Source organism: Rhodococcus xishaensis (genome assembly GCF_004011825.1).
GTDB classification, from domain to species: Bacteria; Actinomycetota; Actinomycetes; order Mycobacteriales; family Mycobacteriaceae; genus Prescottella; species Prescottella xishaensis.
Genome location: NZ_RKLO01000004.1, coordinates 25,352 through 51,578, shown reverse-complemented (window position 1 = coordinate 51,578; position 26,227 = coordinate 25,352). Strand labels below are relative to the sequence as shown.

Here is a 26,227-nt window from a genome sequence, read left to right as displayed (position 1 = left end):
CTGTTCGATCGTCCTCTTGCACCTCTCCACCTTGCCCGCGTTTGTCTGACCTGCCAATCTGGACCGTATTGCACCTCTGGCGGATACTTCACGTAAGCGCTCGTCGTCGGGACCGGCTCATCGAGGGAAGTGCTCGTTCAACGGCGGTGGCGTGACATGCCGCTGGCGAACCAACCTCCTTGGGGGTGATACATGGACTCCGCCGACCCTTTGCCCGAATCGCCCAATACCGGATCGGCCTGTTCCGGATCGACTGAGGCCGAATCGCCCTCGATGGAGTCGCGCTCGGTCGGATCCCGCTTCCAGTTGTCTGAGGCGCAGCGTGCACTGTGGTTCGCGCAGCAACTCGCGCCCGACGTCCCGCTGTTCATCGCGCAGTACGTGGACATAGAGGGCCCCCTCGACATCGGCCTGCTCCGCGACGCAAATGTGCGCGCGGCCCGCGAATTCCAATCCCCTTTCCTGAGGGTCATCACGACAGGCGATGAGCCTCTGCAGTACGTGGATCCAGGGCGGGACACCTCGATTGCGCTCGTGGACCTACGCGCCGAGCGCGACCCGTCGGCAGCTGCCCACGAGTGGATGAACCGTGATTTCGCGACCCCGATCGACCTGTCCGTCGACCGGCTCGTCCAAACTGTGATCCTTCAGGTCGGTGATCGACATTTCTTCTGGTACAGCAGAAGTCACCACATCGCCCTCGACGGGTTCGGTGCCGCGACGATGCTCTACCGTATCGCCGACCTGTACACTGCGGCGGTCCGAGGACAAGAGCCGGATCCACCACGGGCGGCGGACCTGCGTGCACTCCTCGAAATCGATGAACGTTATCGGGGATCGAAACGTCACGATGAGGACCGGGAGTACTGGTCGCAAAAGCTGTCCGGGCTGAGCGGGATCACGCTGGCGGGCTCGGTGGCACCCGCGGTCGCGGAGAGTCGGCTCGCGAGTGGAGTATTGTCGGCCGAGACCGTTGAGGCGCTCGAGCGTGATGAGGAACCCGGCGGGGGCGGAGCTTCCGCGGCCGCACGAATCGTCGCCGCGTTCGCGTGCTATCTCGGTCGGATGACCGGGAGACGGGATGTGCTGGTCAACATCCCGGTCTCGGCGCGCACCACCGCGGTGCTGCGCCGCTCCGGTGGCATGACGGTCAATCTCCTACCGCTGGCGGTCGAGGTCTGTGACGACGACACCGTCGGTACGCTGGTCGAGCGGGTCCAGCTCGAGCTCCTTGCGGCCCTGCGGCATCAACGTTGCAGCCGCGCGGACATCCGGCGTGATGTCGGTAGTGAACTGGCCGCGCCGATCGTCAACGTGATGTTCTTCCATCCCGAGATCGTGATGGGGGATCTGCAGACGGAGTTCTGTATCCTGACTTCCGGCCCCGTGGAAGACCTTCTGGTCAATGTCTACCAATCCGGTACTCCGGTGAAGACTTTCGTCGACTTCCGCGCGAATCCGTTTCGATATCAGGCGGACGAGCAAGGGGCCTACCACCGGCTGTTTCTCGAGCTGCTCGAGGAGTTCGTCACCGCCGACCCGAACATGCCGCTCGGTGACTTGCGCGGCGCTGAGGCGCCGCCGGCTTTGCACGCAGCCCCGGAACCTGCGATGACGATCGGCAAATCCGATATCGAATCCGTTTCGGGCGCAGCAGAGGAGCGCCCGGACTCCGCCGTCGAGATGGCGATCGCGGACGCGTTCGTGACCGTACTCGCCCCAGGGCGGACCGTCGAGCCGTGGGACAGTTTCTTCGATCTGGGCGGGGATTCCCTGGTGGCCACGAAGGTGATCGCCCGGTTGAACGCGGCCCTGGCAACGGCATTGACCGTGCGCGATCTGTTCGAGAGCCCGACTGTGCGGAGCCTGGCGCGCCACGTCGAGGCCTCGCTCGTCGACGGCGGATCCCCGCCGCCGCCTCTCGTGCCGCCAACCACGCACGAACGCCCCGACCGGATCCTGCTCTCGCCGGCGCAGCAGCGTATGTGGTTCGTCAACCAACTCGATACGGCTTCCCCGGTTTACAACATTTCCTTCACGGTCAGCCTCACCGGCGAACTGGACCTCCATGCGCTCCGGGCGGCACTCGCCGACGTCGTCGACCGGCACGAGGCCCTGCGTACCGTGTTCCCATCCGACACGCTCGGACCGCGACAGGTGATCGTTGCAACTGAGTCGGCTCTGCCGGATCTCGCGCCCGTCGCCGTCGATCCGGACGAGCTTTCGGATGCCGTACGGTCTGCGGCGTCGACAGGATTCGATGTCCGCGAGGATCTTCCGCTGCGTGTGCGACTGTTCCGGATGGGTCCGGACGTGCATGTACTGGCCGTGGTCGCCCACCACATTGCCGCGGACGGTCAATCGATGGTGCCCCTTGCGCGGGACATCATGGTGGCTTACGCTGCGCGCCGGTCGGGTCAGGCTCCAGGTTGGGCTCCCCTCCAGCTCCAGTACGCGGACTACGCACTGTGGCAACAAGACACGATGGGCACGTCGGAGCAGACGGACACGCCAGGGGCGGAGGACACGCCTACCGCACGCGAGCTCAGGTACTGGACGTCTCGTCTGGAGGACCTGCCTCCGGTGATCGCACTTCCCCTCGACCGGCCTCGGCCGCCCGTAATGTCTCCGACGGGCGAAAGGGTCGAGTTCGACATCGGCCCGGACGTGCACCGCAGGTTGGTGGAGCTCGCGCGCGAGCGGGACTGCACGCTGTTCATGGTGCTGCACGCCGCCTTCGTCACGCTGCTGTCGAGGCTGGGAGTCGGCCGAGACGTCGTGATCGGCACGCCAGTTGCCGGTCGCACGACGCCGGAACTCGACGACCTCGTAGGCATGTTCGTCAACACCCTCGTCCTGCGTACCGACGTCGATCCCGCGGTGTCGTTCGTCGGCCTCCTCGCGCACGTGCGGGAGGTCGACCTGGGTGCGCTCGCCAACGCCGATCTGCCGTTCGAACGGCTCGTGGAGGAGTTGGCGACCGAACGGTCGCCCGCACACGCGCCACTCGTCCAGGTGCTGCTCGAGTTGCAGAACACCGAGGCGGCGACGCTGGAACTCCCCGGGCTCGATGTCGCAGTACGCGAAGTTGATCCGGGGGTCGCGAAGTTCGAGTTGCAGCTGAGCCTTCGTGAGCGGGTCGACGACGCGGGTGAGCCGGCCGGCATGTCGGCGGCGATGCACTTCGCCACCGACCTGTTAGATCGGGAGACGGTCGCTCGATTCGTCGAGCGGTTCGGACGGGTCCTGGCCGTGGTTACCGCCAACGGGGACGCCGTCGTCGGGGACATCGATGTCACCGAGGCGTCGGAACGCGCGCTGTCCGAGACGCGCGCGGACCCGGTCGGCATTGCGGACACCCTCCCGGATCGGCTCGCGCGAGTGTGCGCGGCGAGGTCGGGCGCCACCGCGGTGGTGGCCGGTGCCGAACGTATCGCTTACCGCGACCTCGCGGAACGTTCGAATCGTCTGTCCCGGTGGCTGATCGGGCGTGGTGTGGGACCGGAGAGCCGGATCGCGGTCGCGATGACCCGGTCGGTGGATCTGCCGGTGGTGCTCGCTGCGGTGGTGGGGTCGGGAGCTGCCTACGTTCCCGTGGACGTGGAGTACCCCGACGAGCGGATTTCGTTCGTGCTCGCCGACGCGGCACCAGTGTGTGTGCTCGCCGACGCCGCTGGTGCGGCACGGCTGGCCTCGGTCGCGGTCGATGTCCCCGTAGTGGATCTGGACAGCTCGTCCGTGGCAGCGGATGTCGCCGGGCTGTCGCCGGACCCCGTCGCCGACCATGAGCGGCTACCGCTGCGTCCCGATTCGACTGCCTACGTCATCTATACGTCTGGCTCGACCGGCCGTCCCAAAGGGGTTGCCGTGCCCCACCGCAGCGTCATGACGCTGATGGACCGCACTCGAGCGCTGTTCGGTTTCGACGAAGACGACGTGTGGACGATGTTCCACTCGTATGCCTTCGACTTCGCGGTGTGGGAGTTGTGGGGTGCGCTCCTGCACGGCGGCACTGTCGTGGTCGTCGGTCGTGACACCGCGCGGTCGCCCGGGGACCTGCTGGGACTGTTGCACCGCGAGAGGGTGACGGTGCTGAGCCAGACCCCCAGCGCGTTCGGTCAACTGGACGAAGCGGATCGGCAGGAGACCAGCGGCGACGGGGTGCCGGCGCTGCGGCAGGTGATCTTCGGTGGTGAGTCGCTCGACTCGGCGCGGCTGTCCGGGTGGTTCGAGCGGCACTCCGGTCCCCTGCCACTGCTGACGAACATGTACGGGATCACCGAGACTTGCGTCCACGTCACCTACGACCCGCTCCGTCCGGACGCTGTCGCGCGCCCCCCGGCGGATTCGATCGGGACCCCCCTGCCGGGGCTGGCCGTTCGGGTTCTCGACGCCCGGCTACACCCGGTGCCGCCCGGCGTGGTGGGCGAGCTGTACGTCGCGGGGATCCAGTTGTCGCGTGGGTACCTCGACCGACCGGCCCTGACGGCCGGGCGCTTCGTGGCCGATCCGTACCAGCCGGGTGCCCGTATGTACCGAACGGGGGACCTGGGCACCTTCACTGTGGAGGGCACGCTCCGCTACTTCGGCCGCGCCGACCGCCAGGTACAGGTACGCGGGTACCGGGTCGAACTCGGCGAGGTGGAGTCTGCACTGGTTGCGACGCCAGGGGTGGGGTCCGCTGTCGCCGTCACCGACGAGGGGCCGGTCGGCACCAGAATCTTCGGGTATGTCGTGCCCGAAGCCGGAGCGGTTGATCCGGTCGACGTGAAGGAGACTGCGGCACGGCTGCTACCGAGCTACATGGTGCCCTCTGCGGTAGTGGTCCTCGACCGGTTGCCGACAACGGTTCACGGCAAGGTCGACCTCACCGAGTTGCCGACGCCTGACGAAGTTGATCGGCGGCCCGTCCCCGTCCGCGACCCGATCGAGCAGACGGTGGCCGCGGAAGTCTCCGATCTGCTCGGCTTGGAATTCGTCGGTGCCGACGACGACTTCTTCACACTCGGCGGCAACTCCCTGGTCGCAGCGCAGCTCGCGGCGAGGGTCGGTGATGCCCTCGGGGTTGCGCTCGGTGTCCGGGACGTGTTCGACGACCCCACGGTCTCCGGGCTAGCGCGGCGCGCAGCCCATGCCGGTGAGCCGGCGCGGCCCCCACTGGTCGCCCGCGAGCGCCCCGATCGTATTCCGCTCTCGCCTGCCCAGCAGCGCATTTGGTTCGTCAACCAGTTCGACACTGCGTCGCCGACGTACAACATCTCGATGTCGGTCCGGTTGTCCGGGGACCTCGACGTCGACGCGCTGCGCGCCGCGGCGGCGGACATCATCACGCGGCACGAATCGCTGCGGACGGTCTACCCGCTCGATGACGCCGGACCGCGACAGGAGATCCTGCCGGTCGGATCGGTGGACGCGGCCCTCGACATCGTCCAGGTCGACGACGAGAACGACCTACGACACCGAGTCCGCGAGGTCACTTCCGTCGGATTCGATGTCACGGCACGGATACCGTTGCGTGCCAGGATGTTCCGGATCAACGACACGGAACACGTACTGACGGTGGTGCTCCATCACATCCTTGCCGACGGCTTCTCGCTGGCCCCGTTGGCGCGGGATCTCGCCGCCGCCTATGTGGCCCGGCGGGACGGAGTGCCGCCGGTATGGCCGGCATCCGCCGTCCAGTACGCGGACTACGCGCTGTGGCAGGCGGCCTGGCTGGGCGATGCAGACGACCCGGATTCTCCCCTGGCGCGGCAACTCGACTACTGGACAAAGACTCTCGCGGGTGTGCCGGAAGCCCTCGACCTTCCGTCCGATCACCCGCGCCCGAACGTGCGTACGCAGCGTGGCGATCGGGTCGAGTTCGAGATCCCACTCGACCTGCACGAGCAGATCGTCGCGCTGGCTCGCAGCCAGGGCGTGAGCGTCTTCATGGTGATGCACGCAGCGCTCGCGGTGCTGCTGTCCCGCCTAGGCGGCGGCGATGACATCACGGTCGGCACCCCCATCGCGGGTCGCGGCTCTGCGGCACTCGACGACATGGTCGGCATGTTCGTCAACACCCTCGTGCTGCGGTGCGACGTCGGTCACTGCTCGTTCACCGAGTTGCTCGAGCAGGTGCGCGACACTGATCTGGGTGCATTCATGCACGCCGAGGTTCCCTTCGAACGTGTTGTGGAGGCGGTGGATCCACCTCGTTCGACCGCACATTCGCCGCTGTTCCAGGTGATGCTCGAGTTCCGCACCCTCGCGCCTGCGCGTTTGGAGATGCCAGGCCTGCGAGTCGAGAGACTCGACGCCGGGGACGAGGTCGCCAATTTCGACCTGCAACTGAGAGTGGCCGAAGAGTTCGCCGACGACGGTACCCCCGCGGGGATGTCCGTTGGGTTCGTCTTCGCGACCGACATGTTCGAAACGGAAACCGTTCGCGGCCTTGCCGGCCGTCTCTTGCGTATCCTGCAGGCCGCCACCAGAACGCCCGACACGCTCGTCACGGACATCGAGCTCCTGGGTGCGGAAGAACGTTCCGCGTTGACCCCGGTCCGCGGGGATCCGGGAACCGAGCCGTGCTCGCTGGTTGACCTCCTCACCATGGCCGCCGAATCGGACCCGACGCGAGCCGCGATCCGGTACGAGGGAGCCGACACGACCTACGGCGAACTGGATCGGGCCTCGACTGTGTTGGCTCGCGAGATGATCGGCGCGGGCATCGGCCCGGGATCGGTAGTGGCGTTGGGGATGGCCCGATGCCCCGAGTACCTCACCGGGGTGTGGGCGGTTGCGAAGACCGGTGCGGCATTCGTCCCGGTGGACCCGGCCCACCCGGCCGATCGGATCTCGCTGATGCTGAGCGACTCCGGGGCCTGCCTGGGACTTACCACGAGACCGTTCCTCGACGTGTTCGCCGAAGAGATTCCCTGCTGGGTACTCGGCGAGAGACGTTCCACCACAGACGTGTCCGACCGTCCCATCCGGGACGACGAAAGAACGGTGCCGCTGCGCCTCGACGAGACCGCCTACCTCATCTACACCTCGGGCTCCACAGGTGTCCCCAAGGGGGTCTCCGTCACGCACCGCGGGCTCGCCGATTTCGTCGGACACATGCACGATCGGTGCGGGACCGTGCCGGAGTCGAGAGTTCTGCAGCTTGCATCGCCGAGCTTCGATGCCTCGATCCTCGAACTCGCGCTCGCGGTCGGGGCGGGCGCGACGTTGGTGATCGTCCCGCCCACCGTGTACGGCGGCGAGCAGCTGCGCGAGTTGTTGACGTCCGAGCATGTGACGCACTGCCTCATTACACCGTCGGCGTTGGCGGCTACGGACCCCGATGGTCTGGATGACCTCGAGTGCGTGATTTCCGGTGGCGAGTCGGTGCCGACCGATGTCGTCGACCGTTGGGCACCCGGCCGGAAGATGCTCAATGCCTACGGCCCGACCGAGACGACGGTCGTAGGGACCATGAGCTCGGCTCTGACTCCGGGCAAGACGATCTCGATCGGAGGCCCCGCCCCGGGGTTCCACGCGCTGGTCCTCGACGCGCGGCTGCAGCCCGTGCCGGTCGGTTCCCCCGGCGAGTTGTACCTCGCCGGACCCGCCCTGGCGCGCGGCTATCATCGGCGCCGCGCGCTCACCGCGTCACGGTTCGTCGCCGATCCGAGCGCGGCACCCGGCGGACGCATGTACCGCACAGGCGATCGAGTGAGGTGGATCGCGACCGGAACCCTCGAGTACCTGGGCCGTATCGACCGGCAGATCAAGCTTCACGGGTACCGGATCGAACTCGGTGAGATCGAGGCGGTGTTGGCGCAGCACCCGGACGTCGGGATCGCCGTCGCGGACATCCGTCGGGTGGGCCGGATCGGGGAACGGTTGGTCGCCTACGTCGTTCCGGCGGCCGGCGCCGACGTCGACACCGCGGACCTGCACGAGGCCGTGGCCGCTCGGCTGCCGTCGTACATGGTGCCATCCCATATCACCGTGCTCTCCGAGCTCCCGATGACCGTGCACGGCAAGCTCGATCGTGACAGGCTGCCGGACCCGGACTTCGCCGCCGAGGTCTCGCCCGCACGGGCTCCGGCCACCGACGTCGAGCGGACGCTCGCCGGTGTGTTCGCGGACGTGCTGGGGCTGGACACGGTCGGTGTGGAGGACTCCTTCTTCGGTCTCGGTGGCGACAGCATCATGTCGATCCAGTTGGTCGCGCGCGCGAAAGCGGCGGGGCTGTCCGTAACGCCCCGTCAAGTGTTCGATCACCGCACCGTCGCCGCATTGGCGGCGGTCGCAACCCCGACCACGGAGGCAGCAGAGCTGCTTCCGGAGTTCACCGGTGGTGGCGTGGGGGAGGTGCCGCCGACCCCGATCCTGGCGTGGCTGTTGCGACGTGCCGGCCGGAAGATCGGCCGATTCTCCCAGGCGGTGCAGCTGAACCTGCCTGTGGCCGTGAGCGAACGCGACCTCGTCGACGCGATACAGGCCGTGCTGGACCGGCACGACATGCTCCGTGCACGGCTGGTCCGTGACGAATCCGGGTACGACATCGATGACGAATCCGGTTGGCGGATGGACGTTCTCCCGGAGGGAGATGTCGATGCTCACGGAACTCTCACGCAGTGTGCCGTGGCGGCGTTCGACGCCGCAGCGGTCTCTCGTGTCGCGGAGGAACTGGATGCGGCGGCGGACCGGTTGGATCCGGCCGCGGCGCGGATGGTTCAGTTCGTTTGGTTCCGCGGGCCCGATGACAGCGGGCGGCTGCTGATCGTTGCCCACCACACGGTTGTCGACGCGGTGTCCTGGCGGATCATCGTGCCCGACCTTGCGTCCGCGTGGTCGCAGGCCGCCGAGGGGCGGATCCCCGAGCTCGATCCGGTCGGCACCTCGATGCGGCGTTGGGCGCACGCCCTGCACGACGTCGCCGACGCGCGGACCGAGGAGCTGCCGCTGTGGCAGAGCATCGTCGATGAGGACGAACCCCCGATCGGGCGACGGGCACTCGACCCGGAACGAGATATCCACGCGACCGCGGAGGAGGTCCGTGTCGCCGCGTCGGCCGCGGACACCGCGACGTTGCTGACGGACCTGCCCACCGCGGTCCACGGTGGCGCCCTCGACGTCGTGGTGGCGGCGCTCGCGATGGCGGTGGCGCGCTGGCGCGCCGAGCGCGACGGTGACACAGACACGATGCCCGGGGCCACGATGATCGGGCTCGAAGGCCACGGACGCGAAGACAGCGTCGTCCCCGGAGCCGACCTGAGCCGAACGGTGGGCTGGTTCACCACGATCCATCCCGTGCGGCCCGACCTGTCCCGGATCGACCTCGACGACGCCTACGCCGGCGGACCGACTGCGGGGACCGTCGTCAAACTCGTCAAGGAACACCTGCGGGCGATCCCCGACCACGGCATCGGGTACGGACTGCTCACCGAACTCGGCGGCGAGGGACGTCTGCTGCGGAGCGCACCTCAGATCGTGCTGAACTACCTCGGCCGCCTCGCCGTCGCCGCTGACGGCGGTTCGGAATCGTCTCCGTGGATGCCGGTGTCGTCAGGCGCCCTCGGCGGCGCACACGATCCCGACATGCCTGTGACGGCACCCGTCGACATCTCCGCCGGGGTGCAGGCCAACCCCGACGGGGCGGTCCTGGAGGCGTCCTGGTCGTTCGCCCCGGGAGTTCTCCACCGCGCCGACGTCGTGCGGCTCGCGGACCTGTGGCTGGACGCGCTGCGCGGCCTCGCCGCGTACGCGCGCACCCCGGAAGCCGGCGGGCTCACCCCGTCCGATCTGGACCTCGTCCGTCTCGACCAGCACGCGATCGACGTTCTCGAGGCCGGATGGCCCGGATTGGTCGACGTGTGGCCGACGACGCCGCTGCAGGCGGGTCTGCTGTTCCACGCGCATCTGGCGTCGGATGCGCTCGACGCCTACCTGGTTCAGCTCGTCGTGGAGTTGCGAGGCGAACCCGATCGCGCGCGACTGCGCTCCGCCGTCAGCAAACTGCTCGACCTGCATCCCAACCTGCGAGCCTGCTTCGTCGATGATGTCGGCGGCGAGACGGTCCAGGTGATCGAGTCCGACGTGCCGGTGCCGTGGCGCGAGGTCGACCTGCGTGAGGTCGACCGGTCCGGGGACGGAGCGGAAACCGGCGAGCGGCGGTGGCGCAACCTGATGGCCGACGACAGGGCGACACCGTTCGCGATGGACCGGCCACCGCTGCTGCGGTTCACCCTCGTGTGCGTGGGGCCCCGGTCGTACCGGCTCGTGCTGACCCACCACCACATCCTGCTGGACGGCTGGTCGACACCGCTTCTGCTGCAACGGCTCCTGATGCTCTACGCCGTGCGAGATCCCGCCGCCCTTCCCCCCGCCGGTGACTACCACGACTACCTGGCGTGGCTCGCGGGGCGTGACCGCGACGCGTCGATCGCGGCGTGGGGTCGGGCGCTCGCCGGAACGGACGAGCCGACGTTGCTCGCCGCACCGGACGCGTCCGCCGTGGACGAGCAATACGAACAATCGCGTGATGTGGAACTGGCGCTGAGCAAATCCGAGACGGCGGTGCTCACGCGCGTGGCCCGCGATCACGGGGTCACGCCCAACACCGTCGTCCAGGTGGCGTGGGCCCTCGTGCTCGCGGTCTTCACCGGACGAACGGACGTCGTGTTCGGCGCGACGGTGTCGGGGCGGCCTCCCGACGTTTCAGGCATCGAGTCGATGATCGGACTGTTCATCAACACCGTGCCGGTGCGGGTGCGGCTGGATCCACGGGAAACTCTCGGGCACCTGCTGCGCCGTGTGCAGCACGAGCAGGCCACGCTTCTCGACCACCACCACACAGGGCTCGCCGACATCCAGCACGCGGCCGGTGCCGGTGCCGTGTTCGACACGCTGACGGTATTCGAGTCCTACCCGGTCGACCGGACCGCGCTCGAACGCGGCACCGACATTGCCGGGCTCCGGGTGACGGGTGTGCGTGGGCTCGACTCGACGCACTACCCCCTGACACTGCTGGCCGGCCTGACCGATCGCCTCCACCTGACGCTGAAGTATCGAGCGGATGCGTTCGACGCCCCGACGATCGAATCTCTCAGGCGGAGACTGCTTCTGGCGCTGGACCGCGTGAGCCACCACCATGGGTTGCCGGTGGCCGAAATCGACCTGCTGACGACACGTGAGCGCGCCGAGTTCATCGTGGACGGCGGGGAGCCGTCTGCGCCGCGGCTGCTTGCGGAGATCCTCGACGAGGGGGCCGCCGCGAACCCCACCGGTATTGCCGTCGACGCCCCCGACGCGCAGCTGTCGTACCGCGACCTCGACGCACGGTCGAACAGGTTGGCGCGACAGCTGATCGGCGTGGGAGCTGGCCCCGGCACCGTCGTGGCATGCGCAGTGCCACGATCGGCGGCCTCGGTACTGGCGGTGTGGGCGGTCACAAAGACCGGCGCGGCGTTCGTCCCCATCGACCCCTCGTACCCGGCGGCGCGGATCGAGCACATGCTCGGCGACTCCGGTGCGACGGTGGGCGTCACCTGCGCGGCGGCCCGCGAGGGCCTGCCAGAAACGGTGCACTGGCTTGTGCTCGACGATCGGGACGTCGTGGAGGCCTCGATCCCGACGACGGCACTCACCGGCCGGGACCGCGCCCGTTCGGTGCACGTGGACGACATTGCCTACCTGATCTACACGTCAGGGTCCACGGGGCAGCCGAAGGGGGTGAGCGTCACCCATCGTGGGCTGGCGAGCCTGCTGGACGATCAGCGGCAGCGGTATCCGATCACGAGTTCGGCGCGATGCCTGCACGTCCTTACTCCGAGTTTCGACTACTCGTTGTTCGAGGTGCTACCTGCGCTTGCTGCCGGGGCGACGCTCGTGGTGGCGCCCCCCGACGTCTACGGGGGACCGGCGTTGGCCGAACTGCTTGCCGGGAAGCGCATCACGCACGTCTGCATCACACCCGCGGCGCTCGCGACGGTCGAACCGGAGCCGCTCGACGCGCTGGAGGTCCTGGTCGTGGGGGGCGATATCCTCGGGCCCGAACTCGTCGCCGCGTGGGCGCCGGGTCGTACGATGCTGAACGCCTACGGCCCGACGGAGTCGACCGTGGTGTCGACGATCAGTGGGCAGCTGGTTTCCGGCGCCGACACCCCGATCGGCACCCCGGTCAGGGGTACCGAACTGGTGGTGCTCGACCCGTTGCTCCGTCCCGTTCCGCCGGGGGTGCCGGGAGAGCTGTACATCGCGGGCGCGGGCATGGCCCGCGGCTACCACCGGCAGCCGGGGCTGACCGCCGCACGGTTCGTGGCGTGCCCCTCCAGCAAGGCCGGCGACCGCATGTACCGCACCGGTGACGTGGTGCGCAGACGGTCCGACGGTGCGCTGGACTATCTGGGACGCAGCGACTTCCAGGTGAAGGTGCGCGGCTTCCGGATCGAACTCGGTGAGATCGACGCGGCGTTGGTGGCGCACCCAGCGGTGGCGCATGCGATCACCGTTGCGCGACGGCGTGACGCGGGCGATTCGCTTCTCGTCTCGTACGTGGTGCCGATGGCGGACGGTGGCGTCGAGGACGCCGAACTGACCGATTTCGCGGCTCGCAGACTACCTGGCTACATGCTGCCCGACAGGATCATGATCCTCGACGAACTCCCGCTCACCCCGGTCGGCAAGTTCGATCGGGACCGGTTGCCGGCACCCGACCTCGCCTCCGCGACCTCGCAGTTCCGCGCCCCGACGACCCACGCCGAGGAGGAGGTAGTGGCGGTCTTCGCGGACATCACCGGTGTCGAACGGGTGGGGGTCGATGACAGCTTCTTCGACCTCGGTGGCAACTCGCTCAGCGCGACGCGGGCGGTCGCGCGGATCAACCGTTCACTCGGGTCCGACCTCGACGTCCGGGACTTGTTCGACTGCGGAACCGCAGGACGTCTCGCGTCGCGTGCCGATCACACGCGAACGGTGTCCACACCACGGCTGCGTGCCGGCATCCGGCCGGATCGGGTGCCGCTGTCGTGGGCGCAGGAACGCATGTGGTTCCTGAACCAGTTCGAGCCCGAGTCCGCCACCTACAACGTGCCGATGGTGCTGCGGTTGTCGGGAACCCTCGACGTGCCGGCGTTGCGGGAGGCGTTGATCGACGTGGTGCGGCGGCAGGAGTCGCTGCGGACGGTGTACCCGTCGGCGCCGACCGGGCCGACCCAGATGGTTGTGGCAGCCGAGGACGCGGTGGGCGCCCTCGAGCCGGAGTCGGTGCAGCCCGGTGGCCTCGAAGCCCGGGTTGAGGAACTGATCGGCGCGGGATTCGATGTGGCGCAAAGCGTCCCGGTACGGCTACAGGTGCTGCGACTTCAGCCCGACGAGCACGTTCTGGTGCTGGTACTCCATCACATCACCGCCGACGGGTTCTCGATCGGGCCCCTCGTGCGTGATGTCGTGACCGCCTACCGGGCGCGCGTGACGGGCAGCGCACCGGACTGGTCGCCGCTACCGGTGCAGTACGCCGACTACGCGCTGTGGCAGCGGGAGATTCTGGGCAGCCCCGACGATCCGAGTTCGCATCTTGTCCAGGAGGAGTCCTACTGGCTGGACCGACTGTCGGGTGCGCCGCCGGTGACGACGCTACCGCTGGATCGTCCACGGGGCGCCCGGCGTACCACTCGCGGTAGCCGGGTTCCGTTCGCGGTTACTGCGGAGGCGCACCGAGCGCTGGTCGAGATTGCACAACAACATGATTCGACGCTCTTCATGGTGGTGCACGCCGGGCTGGCAGCACTGCTTGCGCGTGTCGGTGGGACCCGTGACGTGGTTGTAGGTACGCCTGTCGCCGGGCGTGGGGAGGCCGAACTGGACGACGTCGTCGGCATGTTCGTGAACACGCTCGTGCTCCGGACCGACATCGATCCGGCGGCCTCGTTCTCGAGTGTGCTCGACGCCGTACGGGAGAGCGACATCGACGCCTTCGCCCACTCGGATCTACCGTTCGAGCGCTTGGTGGCGCGCACCGGTGCCGCCCGCAACACGTCGTTCGCCCCGCTGTTCCAGGTCCTCCTCGAGTTCCGCAACGTCGACCGGCCGCAGGGGCACCTGCCCGGCCTGACCGTCGAAGGCCTCGACATCGACACCCGGGAAGCGAAGTTCGACCTGCAGTTCGGGATCGGTGAGAGCCGGACCGACGACGGGGCGCCGGCTGGGTTGAACGGTGAGATCGTCTTCGCGACAGACGTGTTCGATGACACCACCGTCGCCCGTCTCGCCGCGATGCTGTCTCGGCTGCTCACCGCGGCCGCGGCCGACTCCTCGGTCGCCGTCGGCGACATCGAGTTGGCGGAGCGCCCCGAGGCTGGTCCCGAGCCGACCGAGCAGGACGGCACGTTGGCGGACCTGTTCGGCTCAGCTGCCGCCGCGACACCCGGCGCCGTGGCGGTCACCTGCGGTGAAACACGCCTCACCTACCAGGAGCTCGACGAGCGATCGAACCGGCTGGCGCGCTGGCTGATCCAGCGTGGGCTCGGCCCCGAGTCGGTGGTCGCCGTCGCGATGGACCGGACCGTCGACCTGGCGGCCACCCTCGTGGGCATCGTGCGCGCGGGCGCGGCCTACCTCCCGGTGGACCCGGGGTATCCGACCGACCGCATCCGGTTCGTCGTCGAGGATGCCGGGGCGGTGTGTGTCCTCGCCGACGATTCCGTTCCAGATGAGGTCTTCCCGGAAGATGTTCCGGTCGTCCGCACCGAGGCGCCCGACATCCGCGCACGGATCGACGCCCAGCCGGCGTCGACGGTCACCGACGCCGACCGCGTCGGTCCGCTGCGCCCGCAGTCTCCCGCCTACTTGATCTACACGTCGGGATCGACCGGGCGACCCAAGGGGGTCGTGGTGACCCACCGCAACGTGCGGACACTGCTCGCCGGTGCGTGCGAGGTTCTCGGCTTCGGCGCGCGCGACGTGTGGACGATGTTCCATTCGTACGCATTCGACTTCGCTGTCTGGGAGTTGTGGGGGGCCATCGGATTCGGGGGTCGCGTGGTCGTCGTGGACTACCACACCGCACGGTCGCCGTCGGACATGCTGGAGCTGCTGCGGGCCGAGTCGGTGACGATGCTCAGCCAGACCCCGTCGGCCTTCTACCAACTCGCCGACGCCGATGCCGATGCCGATCCCGAGACGGAGGGCGCACTCGACCTCCGCTGGGTGGTGTTCGGCGGTGAGGCGCTCGACGCCCCGCGACTGGCCGGCTGGGTGGACCGTCGCGGCACCCACCGCCCGGCGCTCGTGAACATGTACGGCATCACCGAGACGTGCGTCCATGTCACATGGCATCGGATCACCGCGGAGGAAGTGCTTGCCTCTCCGACTCCGGGGTCGGCGATCGGGGCCGGACTGCCCGGGATCGGCGTCCGTGTCCTCGACGATCGCCTGCATCCGGTGCCCGTCGGCGTCGCGGGCGAGCTGTACGTGTTCGGCCCCCAGCTGGCGCGGGGCTATCGGCGACAGCCGGGCCTGACCGCTACCCGGTTCGTGGCCGACCCGTTCGCACCCTCGCAGCGGATGTACCGCTCAGGTGACCGGGTCCGGCTCACGCCAAGCGGTGGACTCGAGTACCTGGGACGCACGGATTTCCAGGTACAGGTCCGCGGATTCCGGGTCGAACCCGGGGAGGTCGAGTCCGTGCTGGCCTCGATGCCGGGCATCGCCTCGGCACTGGTGCTCGCCCGCCCCGACGGCTCGGGCGCCTCCACGGGTACGACCCGACTGTTCGGCTACGTCGTTCCCGAGCCCGGGGCGGACGTCGCGGCCGACGCGGTGATCGACGAGGCTGCGGGGCAGCTACCGAGCTACATGGTGCCGGCCGCAGTCGCCGTGCTCGACGAGTTCCCACTGACACCGAACGGAAAGATCGACCGTGCGGCCCTGCCGCACCCGCGCGTGGCCGGCGGGACCGGTCGACGTCCCGCGACAGGCCTGGAACGCACCCTCGCCACACTGTTCGGTGAGGTTCTCGGGGTCGAGACGGTGGCCGCCGACGACTCGTTCTTCGGACTCGGCGGGGACTCGATCATGTCGATCCAGCTGGTATCCCGCGCGAAGACTGCCGGTGTGGTGATCACCCCGCGCGAGGTGTTCGAGCGCCGCACCGTCGCCCGACTCGCCGAGGTCGCGCGGATCGAGCGGGCCGACGAGCCCCTGCCGGAACTGCCCGGCGGTGGTGTCGGCGATGTTGTGACGACCCCGATCGTGAACTGGCTCGCGGAGCGTTCGGGAGACTTCGGCCGATACTCCCAATCGGTCCTGTTGGACGTGCCGATCGACCTGGACACCGATGTCCTGTCAAGGGCAGTGACCGCGGTGCTGGACCACCACGACATGCTCCGGGCCTCGCTGCGCCGCGACGACCGCTCCCGTAACGGCTGGCGCGTCACGGTTTCACCTCCCGGGACGGTCGACGGGTTGGAGGTCGTGCGGTCGGTCCCCGTCGAGACGGTGCAGGGATCCGAATTCACCCAACTCGCCCGACGCGAGCTGGAAGCGGCTGCGGATCGATTGGACCCGTTCTCGGGCAAGGTGATCCAGGTCGTGTACTTCGCCGGCCCAGACGGTGCACGGCTGCTCGTCGTCATTCATCATCTCGCCGTCGATGGGGTGTCATGGCGCGTCCTCGTCCCCGATTTGGCCTCCGCGTGCGGGCAGGCCGCGGCCGGCGAGGACCCGGTGCTCGAACCGGTCGGCACGTCGATGCGGACTTGGGCGAACTCCCTCGCGGCCGCCGGTCGGGACCGTCGCTCCGAACTCGGGTTGTGGCGGGCGATGCTCGAGCCGTCGGGTCCGTGCCTCGGTGCGCGCGAACTGGATCCGCGAGTCGATGTCGGAGCCACCACGGACCGCGTCACCGTCGAACTTCCGGGTGAGGTGACTCGCGGGCTCACGACCGCGGTCCCGCAAGCGTTTCACGGCGGCGTCGACGACGGGCTGCTGAGCGCGCTCGTCCTCGCGATCACGCTGTGGCGCCGCGAACGCGGTGCCGATGCCGACGCCGTGTCGATCGTGACCGAGGGGCACGGCCGGGAGGAGCAGGTGGTGCCCGGCGCTGACCTGTCCCGGACCGTCGGGTGGTTCACATCGCTGTTCCCCGTGCGATTCGATCTGTCGGACATCGACGTCGACGCCGCGATGGCAGCCGACGCACCGGCCGGCGCCGTGGTGAAGACCGTCAAGGAACGGATGCGGTCGATCCCTGACCACGGCATCGGGTTCGGTCTGCTCCGCTATCTCGACGACGACACCCGACCCGAACTGTCCACGCAGCCACTGCCGGAGATCAGCTTCAATTACCTCGGTCGGACCGACACCGTTGCGAGGGATCGCGAGAGCGGAACGTGGCTGCCGGTAGAAGATTCCGGACTTCGCGGGGTGGTGACGCCTGATCTGGCGGTGACGTCGGTGATCGACGTCAACGCCGCGACGGTGGCCGGTCCGGACGGACCGCGAATCGCCGCGACATGGGACTTCCCGCGTGGAGTCCTCACCTCGGGTGAGGTGGAGCGCTTGACGCATTGGTGGATTCGAGCGGCGCGGGCCCTGGTCGAACACGCGACCACCCCCGGAGCAGGCGGGCTGACACCGTCCGATCTCAACCTGGTCGAGCTTGATCAGGAGACTATCGAGGGACTCGAGCACCGATTCACCGGCTTGTCCGACGTGTGGCCGCTCTCTCCGATGCAGCGGGGCATGATGTTCCACGCGGAACTGTCTGCAGCAGTGGAGGATGCGGCGGACGCCTACATGGTGCAGCTGATCCTGACGCTGCGCGGGACCGTCGACGTGCCTCGGATGGAGTGGGCAGTGCGCGCGGTGCTCGACCGGCATCCGAACCTGCGCGTCGCATTCGTCCGTGGACGAGGCGGCGACGCCCTGCAGGTGGTGCAGGATGCGGTCGAGGTGCCGTGGACCGAACTCGACCTCGGCTCCCTCGGGGAATCGGCAGCGGAGGATCGACTCGCCGAACTCCTCGACGCCGACCGCGCGACCCCGTTCGACATCGCCCGGCCACCACTGTTGCGAATCATGCTGCTGCACATGCCCGATGGACGGCACGAGCTGGTGATCACCAACCACCACATCCTGTTCGACGGCTGGTCTACGCCACTGCTGCTCGAGGAGTTGTTCGCGGTCTATGCCACCGACGGTGAATCGGCCGTCCCTGCCGGGTCGGGCTCGTACCGCAGGTTCCTCGAGTGGCTGGCCGGGCGGGACTCGTCGGAGGCGATCCGGGCGTGGACCCAGGCCGTTTCCGGGCTCGACGACCCCACGTTGCTGCTGCCTGAGCGGTCGGGGGGCCCGACCCGATTCACCGAATCCCGGGATCTGAGTTGTGAGCTCGACGCCGAGACGAGTGACCGGCTACGCGCGGCGGTCCGGGACCGGGGCATCACGCTGGGCACGGTCGTCCAGGCTGCTTGGGGAATCGTGCTCGGGATACTGACCGGCCGCGAGGACGTCGTGTTCGGGTCTACCGTGTCCGGCCGGCCACCTCATCTCGCCGGCGTCGAGTCCGCCATCGGACTGTTCATCAACACCGTGCCGGTGCGGATTCGGCTGGACCCGTACGAGACTCTCGGTGAGTTGCTCGACCGAATCCAGGCCGAGCAGTCGGCGTTGCTCGACTACCACCATGTCGGACTCCCGGACATCCAAAGGGCGGCGGGTCCGGCTACCGCATTCGACACGCTGACCGTCTTCGAGTCGTACCCGGTGCGCGGGGACGGAACCGACATCGATATCGGCGGCCTGCGGATCGTCGACATCGAGGCCCGTGACTCCGCGCACTACCCCCTGACCGTCGTTGCGTCCGCCCCCGACCGATTGCGGGTGACGTTGAAGTTCCGGCCCGACCAGGTGGACGAGGATCGGGTCTCCGACATCGCCGATCGATTGTTCCGGGTACTGCACCTGTTCGCCGACGAGCCCGACCGCCGACTCGCGGATCTCGACCTGCTCACCGTGGCCGAGCGGCGCGAATTGGCCCCGGTGCGTTCGGGTCCGGGATCGCAGCCGCGCACCCTCGCTGCGATCTTCGACGTGGCGGCAGCCCGGGATCCGGACGCCACGGCCCTCATCGACGGGGTCCAGCAGGTGACCTACCGCGAGCTCGACGGTCGATCCAACCGGCTCGCGCGTCATCTGATCGAGCTGGGGATCGGTCCCGATTCGTTCGTGGTGCTGGGAATTGCACGATCGGTCGAGTCGGTCCTCGCGGTCTGGGCGGTGGCCCGGACCGGAGCGGCCTTCGTGCCCGTAGACCCGGACTATCCGGCCGAGCGGGTCGCGAACATGCTCGCCGACTCCGGCGCCGAGATCGGCGTCACCACGCGGATGCATCGGTCCCGCCTGCCCGGCGGGGTGCGCTGGTTGGTGCTCGACGACCCCGAGTTCACGCGCGGGTACGAGGCGCGATCATCGGCGCCGGTGACCGACGCGGACCGGACGGCTCCGGTCCGCATCGAAGCTCCCGCCTACCTGATCTACACCTCCGGCTCCACCGGACGCCCCAAGGCGGTCGTCGCCACCCACCGCGGTCTGGCGAACTACGCCGACATCCAGCGCGAGCGCAGCGGCGTGACCTCCGAGGCACGGACGCTGCACTTCTCATCCCCCAGTTTCGACGTGTCGGTCCTCGAATACCTGCTGTGCTTCGCGGTCGGGGCGACGATGGTGATCGTGCCGCGCTCGGTCTACGGCGGCACCGAACTCACTGCTGTGCTGCGGAAGCAGCGGGTGACCCACGCATTCATCACCCCGGCCGCGCTCGCGTCGGTCGATCCCGCAGGACTCGTCGACCTCGAGTGCATCCTCGTCGGAGGCGAATCCTGGCAGCCCGACCTCGTTGCCGACTGGCTGCCACGGTGCCGGGTCCTCAACGTGTACGGCCCCACCGAGACCACGATCGTCGTGAACATCGAGGAATACACGGGCGGGCCACGACTGACGCTGGGTGGGCCCATCCCGGGGGTCGCGGAGACGGTGCTCGACGCGCGCCTGCAGCCGGTACCGTCCGAGGTCGCCGGCGATGTGTACATCGCGGGCCCCGGGTTGGCTCGCGGATACCACCGTCGGCCCGGGCTCACGGCCACCAGGTTCGTCGCGAATCCGTTCGGGGCTCCCGGCGAACGGATGTACCGCACTGGCGACGTCGGTGTATGGACCAGCGACGGCGGCCTCGAATACCGTGGGCGCAGCGACTTCCAGGTCCAGATCCGCGGTTTCCGCGTCGAACTCGGAGAGATCGACGCCGTACTCACGGCGCACCCCGATGTCCGGTTCGCCGCAACGCTGGGTCGCCGCGGTCCGGGCGGCGACAACGTGCTCGTCAGCTACGTCGCGGCGGCGCCACAGCGCACGGTCGACGTCGGTGCACTCCGCGCCCGCCTGACCGGACGGCTCCCGGACTACATGGTGCCGGCGGCGATCGAGGTGCTCGACAGCGTCCCGCTGACTCCGGTCGGCAAACTCGATCGACGTGCACTGCCCGACCCCGAGTTCGGCGCCCCGGCGCGGGTCTTCCGGGCACCCACCGACCCGATCGAGGAGGCCGTCACGGAGGTCTTCGCCGATGTTCTGGGCGTCGGCCGGGTAGGGGTGGACGACAGCTTCTTCGATCTCGGCGGAAACTCGCTCTCCGCAACACGGGCAGTCGCCAGGCTCGACGAGGCCCTCGGTGTCGACCTCGGTGTCCGGGCACTGTTCGAGGAGCCCACGCCTGCCGCACTGGCAGAACGGATCGAGCACCAGGACACCGGACCGTCCGGCCGGCCGGCGCTCGAACCGGTCGTGCGGCCATCCCAGGTGCCGTTGTCGGCTGCGCAGCAGCGGATGTGGTTCATCAACCAGTACGACCCGTCGTCGCCGGCATACAACGTGCCGATGGTGGTTCGGCTCAGCGGAGCGCTGGACACCGCGGCTCTCGCAGCCGCGGTCGACGATGTCGTGAATCGGCACGAGTCGCTGCGCACCGTCTTCCCGATCGGCGATGACGGGCCGGTGCAGGACGTCCGCGCGGCCGCCGATGCGGCGATCGAGCTCACACCGATCCGCGTGCCGGACGAGTCCGAGCTCCGGGACCGCGTGCGTGCGGTCGTCACGGCGGGATTCGATGTGACCGAGCAGATCCCGATTCGCGGCGCGCTGTTCTCGGTCGGCCCGGACGAACACGTCCTGGCGTTCGTGGCCCATCACATCGTCATCGACGGATACTCCAGCGGGCCGCTCGCCCAGGACCTGATGCGTGCGTACGCGGCGCGGGTTGCCGGGCACGCACCGGACTGGGCGCCGTTGCCCGTGCAATACGTCGACTACACGGTGTGGCAGCGGGAACTCCTCGGCGACGGCGACGATCCGCACTCACTGCTCGCCCGGCAGCTGGCGTATTGGCGCCGGACTCTGTCCGGAGCGCCGGACCTGTTGGGGCTGCCCGCCGACCGGCCTCGTCCGGTCCAGCAGTCCTTCCGTGGCGGGCAGGTTGAATTCACGATCGACGCCGATCTGCACCGCCGACTGCGGTCGTTCGCGAGAGATCGCGGTGCGAGTCTGTTCATGACGATCCACGCCGCGCTCGCGGTTCTGCTCAGCCGTCTCGGCGACACCGACGACATCGTGATCGGGACGCCGATTGCCGGTCGCGGCGAGCGGGTGCTCGACGATCTGGTCGGCATGTTCGTCGGCACGCTGGCGCTGCGGACAAGAGTCGATGCCAGGCAGTCTTTCTGGCAACTGGTGGACCTGGCACGGGAGGTCGACCTCGGAGCCTTCGCGCACGCCGACGTCCCGTTCGAGCGCGTCGTCGAGGAGCTCGATCCGGCGCGTTCGACCGCCTACTCGCCGCTGTTCCAGGTGGCCCTCGAGTTCCAGGACGGCACCGGTGCGCGACTCGAATTGCCCGGCCTGACGCTCGACGCTCTGGCCGACGGCGTCGAGGTGGTCAAGGAGGACCTCGAGTTCGTCCTGGGTGAGCAGTTCGACGACGCCGGAGAACCCGCCGGAATGGACGGCGGCATCATCTTCGCCACCGATCTGTTCGATCCGGGGACGGTGCACGGCTTCGCCGAACGGTTCGTCCGAATCCTCGACTCCGCGCTCGCCGATCCGGGACGGGCCGTCGGGGACCTCGAGATGCTCGACGCGAGTGAGCTGAGCGGTCTCGCGCCTGCGCGCGGCGGACCCGACGCTCCGCCGATCAGCTTGGCGGACCTGCTCGCATCCGCGGCCGCGCGGAATCCCGCGGCGGAGGCGGTCACGTTCGCCGGTGCCGACCTGTCCTACCGAGAACTCGACGGACGGTCGAACCAGCTGGCGCGCTATCTGATCGGTCGGGGCGCGGGGCCCGAGACGTACGTCGCCCTCGGCCTGTCACGCTCGCCGGATTCGGTGACGGCGGTGTGGGCGGTCGCGAAGACCGGCGCGGCCTTTCTTCCCGTCGACCCCGACTATCCGGCGGCGCGGATCTCGTGGATGTTGACCGACTCGGGCGCGGCCCTCGGGCTGACGGCCAGTTTGGGGCGCGAGCGGCTGCCCGACACAGTCGACTGGTTGGAGCTCGACGACGCGGCGACGGCCGCAGCGATCACCGCGACATCACCCGCCCCGATCGATGCGTCCGAGCTGATCCGCCCCGTCCGGGCGGACAATCCGGCGTACCTCATCTACACGTCGGGCTCGACCGGAACCCCCAAGGGGGTCGTGCTGACCCATCACGGATTGGCGAACCTGGCCGCCGAGGAGCGCGACCACCTGCAGGTGACCCCGCGGGCGCGCACCCTTCACTTCGCGTCTCCGAGCTTCGACGCCTCCGTGTTCGAGACAGTGATGGCGCTGTGCGCGGGTGCCACGATGGTCGTGGTTCCACCGCACGTCTACGGAGGTACCGAGCTCGCTTCGTTGCTCGAATCAGAGCGGGTGACGCACGGATTCGTGACTCCTACCGCCCTCGCGTCGGTGGACCCGACGGGGCTGGACGAGCTCCGGACGCTGGTGGTGGCGGGTGAGCCGTGCCCGCCGGAACTGGTGGCTCGCTGGGCGCGCGGCCGCACGATGCTCAACGCGTACGGACCCACCGAGACGACGATCATGGCGAACGTCAGTGCTCCGATGCGTCCCGGGGAACCGGTCACCCTCGGCGGCCCGATCCGCGGCGTCACCGAGCTCGTGTTGGATTCGCGTCTGCATCCGGTGCCGCGCGGCGTGGTCGGGGAGTTGTACATCGGCGGGCCCGCCCTGGCCCGGGGATACCACGAGCGCCCGGCCCTGACCGCGTCCCGATTCGTCGCCGACCCGTGGGGTCGGGGGGGCGACCGCCTCTACCGCACCGGAGACCTGGTGCGGTGGCGCTCCGACAACACCCTCGAGTACATCGGGCGCAGCGACTTCCAGGTCAAGGTGCGTGGGTTCCGGATCGAGCCGGGCGAGATCGACGCGGTGCTCGCCGCCCAGCCGAACGTCGGGTTCTCGGTGACCCTCGCGCGTCCGGGTCCCGCGGGCAACACGCTGCTCTGCTCGTACGTACGTCCGGTCGAGCACACCGACGTCGGTCCTGACGACCTCCGTCGCGCGGCCGTGCGGCACCTGCCGGCGTACATGGTTCCCGCGTCGGTCACCGTCCTCGATCAGATCCCGCTGACACCGACCGGCAAACTCGACCGGGACGCACTGCCGGAACCGGCGTTCCTGTCCGTGTCGGCGGAGCACCGCGAGCCCGCCGGACCGGTGGAGTCGGCGGTGGTGCAGTCCTTCGCCGACGTGCTCGGAGTCGGCCGGGTGGGGGTGGACGAGAACTTCTTCGACCTCGGCGGCACCTCGTTGCTCGCGACGAAGGTGGTGACCGACCTCCGCGAACGGCTCGGCACGACAGTTCCGCTGCAGGCGTTGTTCCTGGCCCCGACTCCAGCCGGAATGGCGCGGAGGATCACCTCGGTGGGGATTGGCAGCATCGACGAGGCACTGGCCGTACGGATCGACTTGCGCGCGAACGGCTCGGGTAGACCGCTGTTCTGCGTGCATCCCGGGATAGGTCTGTCCTGGGGGTATGCCGGACTGGTGCGCCATCTCCCGGAGGATCGCCCCGTGTACGGGCTCCAGCTACCGTCGATCGCCGGCGGACCCCGGTACTCCTCGATCGAGGACCTCGCCGGCAGGTACGTCGACGAGATGACGGCCGTAGCACCCGACGGACCGTATGACCTGCTCGGCTGGTCGCTCGGCGGGGTCCTCGCGCATGCGATGGCCGTCGAACTGCAACGTCGGGGACGGAAGGTTGCGACGCTCGCAGTCATGGACGCATATCCCGACGACGGTTCGGACGCGCTCCTCGGCGGGCTCGAACTGGCCGAGTTGCTGCGCGGACTCGGGCTGGACGAGGTAGCGACCGAGGATCTCACGTACGAGACCGCGGCTCGGGCGCTCAACGATCGGCTGGGGCTGACGGACGGGGTCACCGCCGAACACCTCGAGCGGATCAATGACGGATACGCGAACTCCCGACTGCTGGTGCATCGCTTCGTGCCCGAAGTCTTCGACGGCGACCTGTTGGTCTTTCCGGCGGTCGGTGCCCCAGAGGGCGCGCGCCGCTCCCCGCAGGAGTGGCGTCCGATCGTCACCGGTGGCATCGACGAGTGCCCCGTCGACTGCGATCACAACGACATGATCGAGCCGGACTCTCTCGAGGTGATCGGCAGCGTTCTCGCGGCCTACCTCGAACAGGGGTAACCGTGGGGCCGCGGCCCGTGCTCGGGTTGTCGCCGTCGGCGTGTCGGAGTAGGGTGGCGGCGTTCGTCGGTCCGCGCCCGTTTACGGGCTTCGAGGAAGAGGAGGTGAGGCCAGCGATGAGTGGCCAACCTCCGAGAGCCAGCTGAACAAGGCTGTCCACGCCATCCGAGCGGGTGGCGTTCGACTGGTGTCTGAAGGCCTGTCTGAAGGCCGATGGCCTTTATGTCCTGCCTGCGAACCTTCCCGAAAGCCGTATTTGCCATGCCTCAGAAGCGTCCCATTCGTTCGATCCTGCCCCGCCGCGACGCCGGCACCGCCAACGACACGGTCTCACCGGAGCACTCGATGGCTCCACGTCACCCCGGTCAGGGCGCCGCGCCGCAGGCCAGTGCCGTCGAATCGAGCGTTGTGAACAGCGCCGTCTACCGCGACGGCCGGCGTATCGCTACGCCTGCGACGCCGGCGGAGGCGCTCGCGCACCTCCCCGACGCCTCGTCGATGGCCTGGATCGGGCTGTACCGCCCGGACGAAGCGCAACTGCATGCTGCAGCAAGTCAGTTCGATCTGCACGAACTGGCGGTCGAGGACGCGATCCACCGGCACCAGCGGCCCAAGCTCGAACGCTACGGGGATACGTTGTTCGTCGTGCTGCGTTCGGCGCGCTACCACGACGAGTCGGAGACCGTCGACTTCGGCGAACTCCACATCTTCTGCGGCCCGACGTTCGTGCTGACGGTCCGGCACAGTGAGTCACCGGAGCTGTCGAGCGTCCGTGAGCGCCTGGAGAGCGAACCGGAACTGTTGAAGCTCGGCCCCGAGGCCGTGCTCTATGCGATCCTCGACGCCGTCGTCGATGGTTACGTCCCAGTCGTCGACGGCCTGCAGAACGACATCGACGAGATCGAGACCGAGGTGTTCGGCGGCGACCCGATGGTCTCGCGGCGCATCTACGAGCTCTCTCGCGAGGTCATCGAGTTCCAGCGTGCGACGAAGCCGCTGCTCGGCATGCTCCGGGCACTGTCGGCGGGGTTCGAGAAGTATCACACCGACGACGAACTACAGAGGTACCTGCGCGACGTCAGCGATCACGCGACGAACGTCGTGGAGCGGATCGACGGCTTCCGGGACCTGCTCGCCAACATTCTCGCCGTCAACGCGACGCTGATCTCGCAGGAGCAGAACGAGGAGATGCGCAAGCTCACACATGCCAGCATCGCGGAGAACGAGCAGCTCAAGAAGGTCTCCTCGTGGGCGGCAATCCTGTTCGCGCCCACACTCATCGGCACTGTGTACGGCATGAATTTCGAGAACATGCCCGAATTGGAGTGGGCGGGTGGCTATCTGATTGCACTCGCAGCGATGGGGCTTACCTGCTTGATCCTCTACACGGTCTTCAAGAGGCGTGGATGGCTGTAGGGCCCTAGGAGACTCGCAGACGCAGATCGCCAGAGATTCACAAGTTATGGCCTGCTCGACCAGGTAGTCC

2 protein-coding genes are annotated in these 26,227 nt (G+C 68.5%); both read left to right on the top strand.

Annotated features, from left to right (window positions below):
• Positions 1 to 273: 273 nt before the first annotated feature.
• Entirely contained in the window at positions 274 to 24,741 is a 24,468-nt protein-coding gene (locus EGT50_RS10325) for a non-ribosomal peptide synthase/polyketide synthase (RefSeq protein ID WP_206615795.1), read from the top strand.
• 345 nt (positions 24,742 to 25,086) lie between these two features.
• On the top strand, positions 25,087 to 26,157 hold the full coding sequence (locus tag EGT50_RS10320; protein ID WP_408014636.1) for a magnesium and cobalt transport protein CorA: 1,071 nt from the start codon (positions 25,087 to 25,089) through the stop codon (positions 26,155 to 26,157).
• Positions 26,158 to 26,227 lie beyond the last annotated feature (70 nt).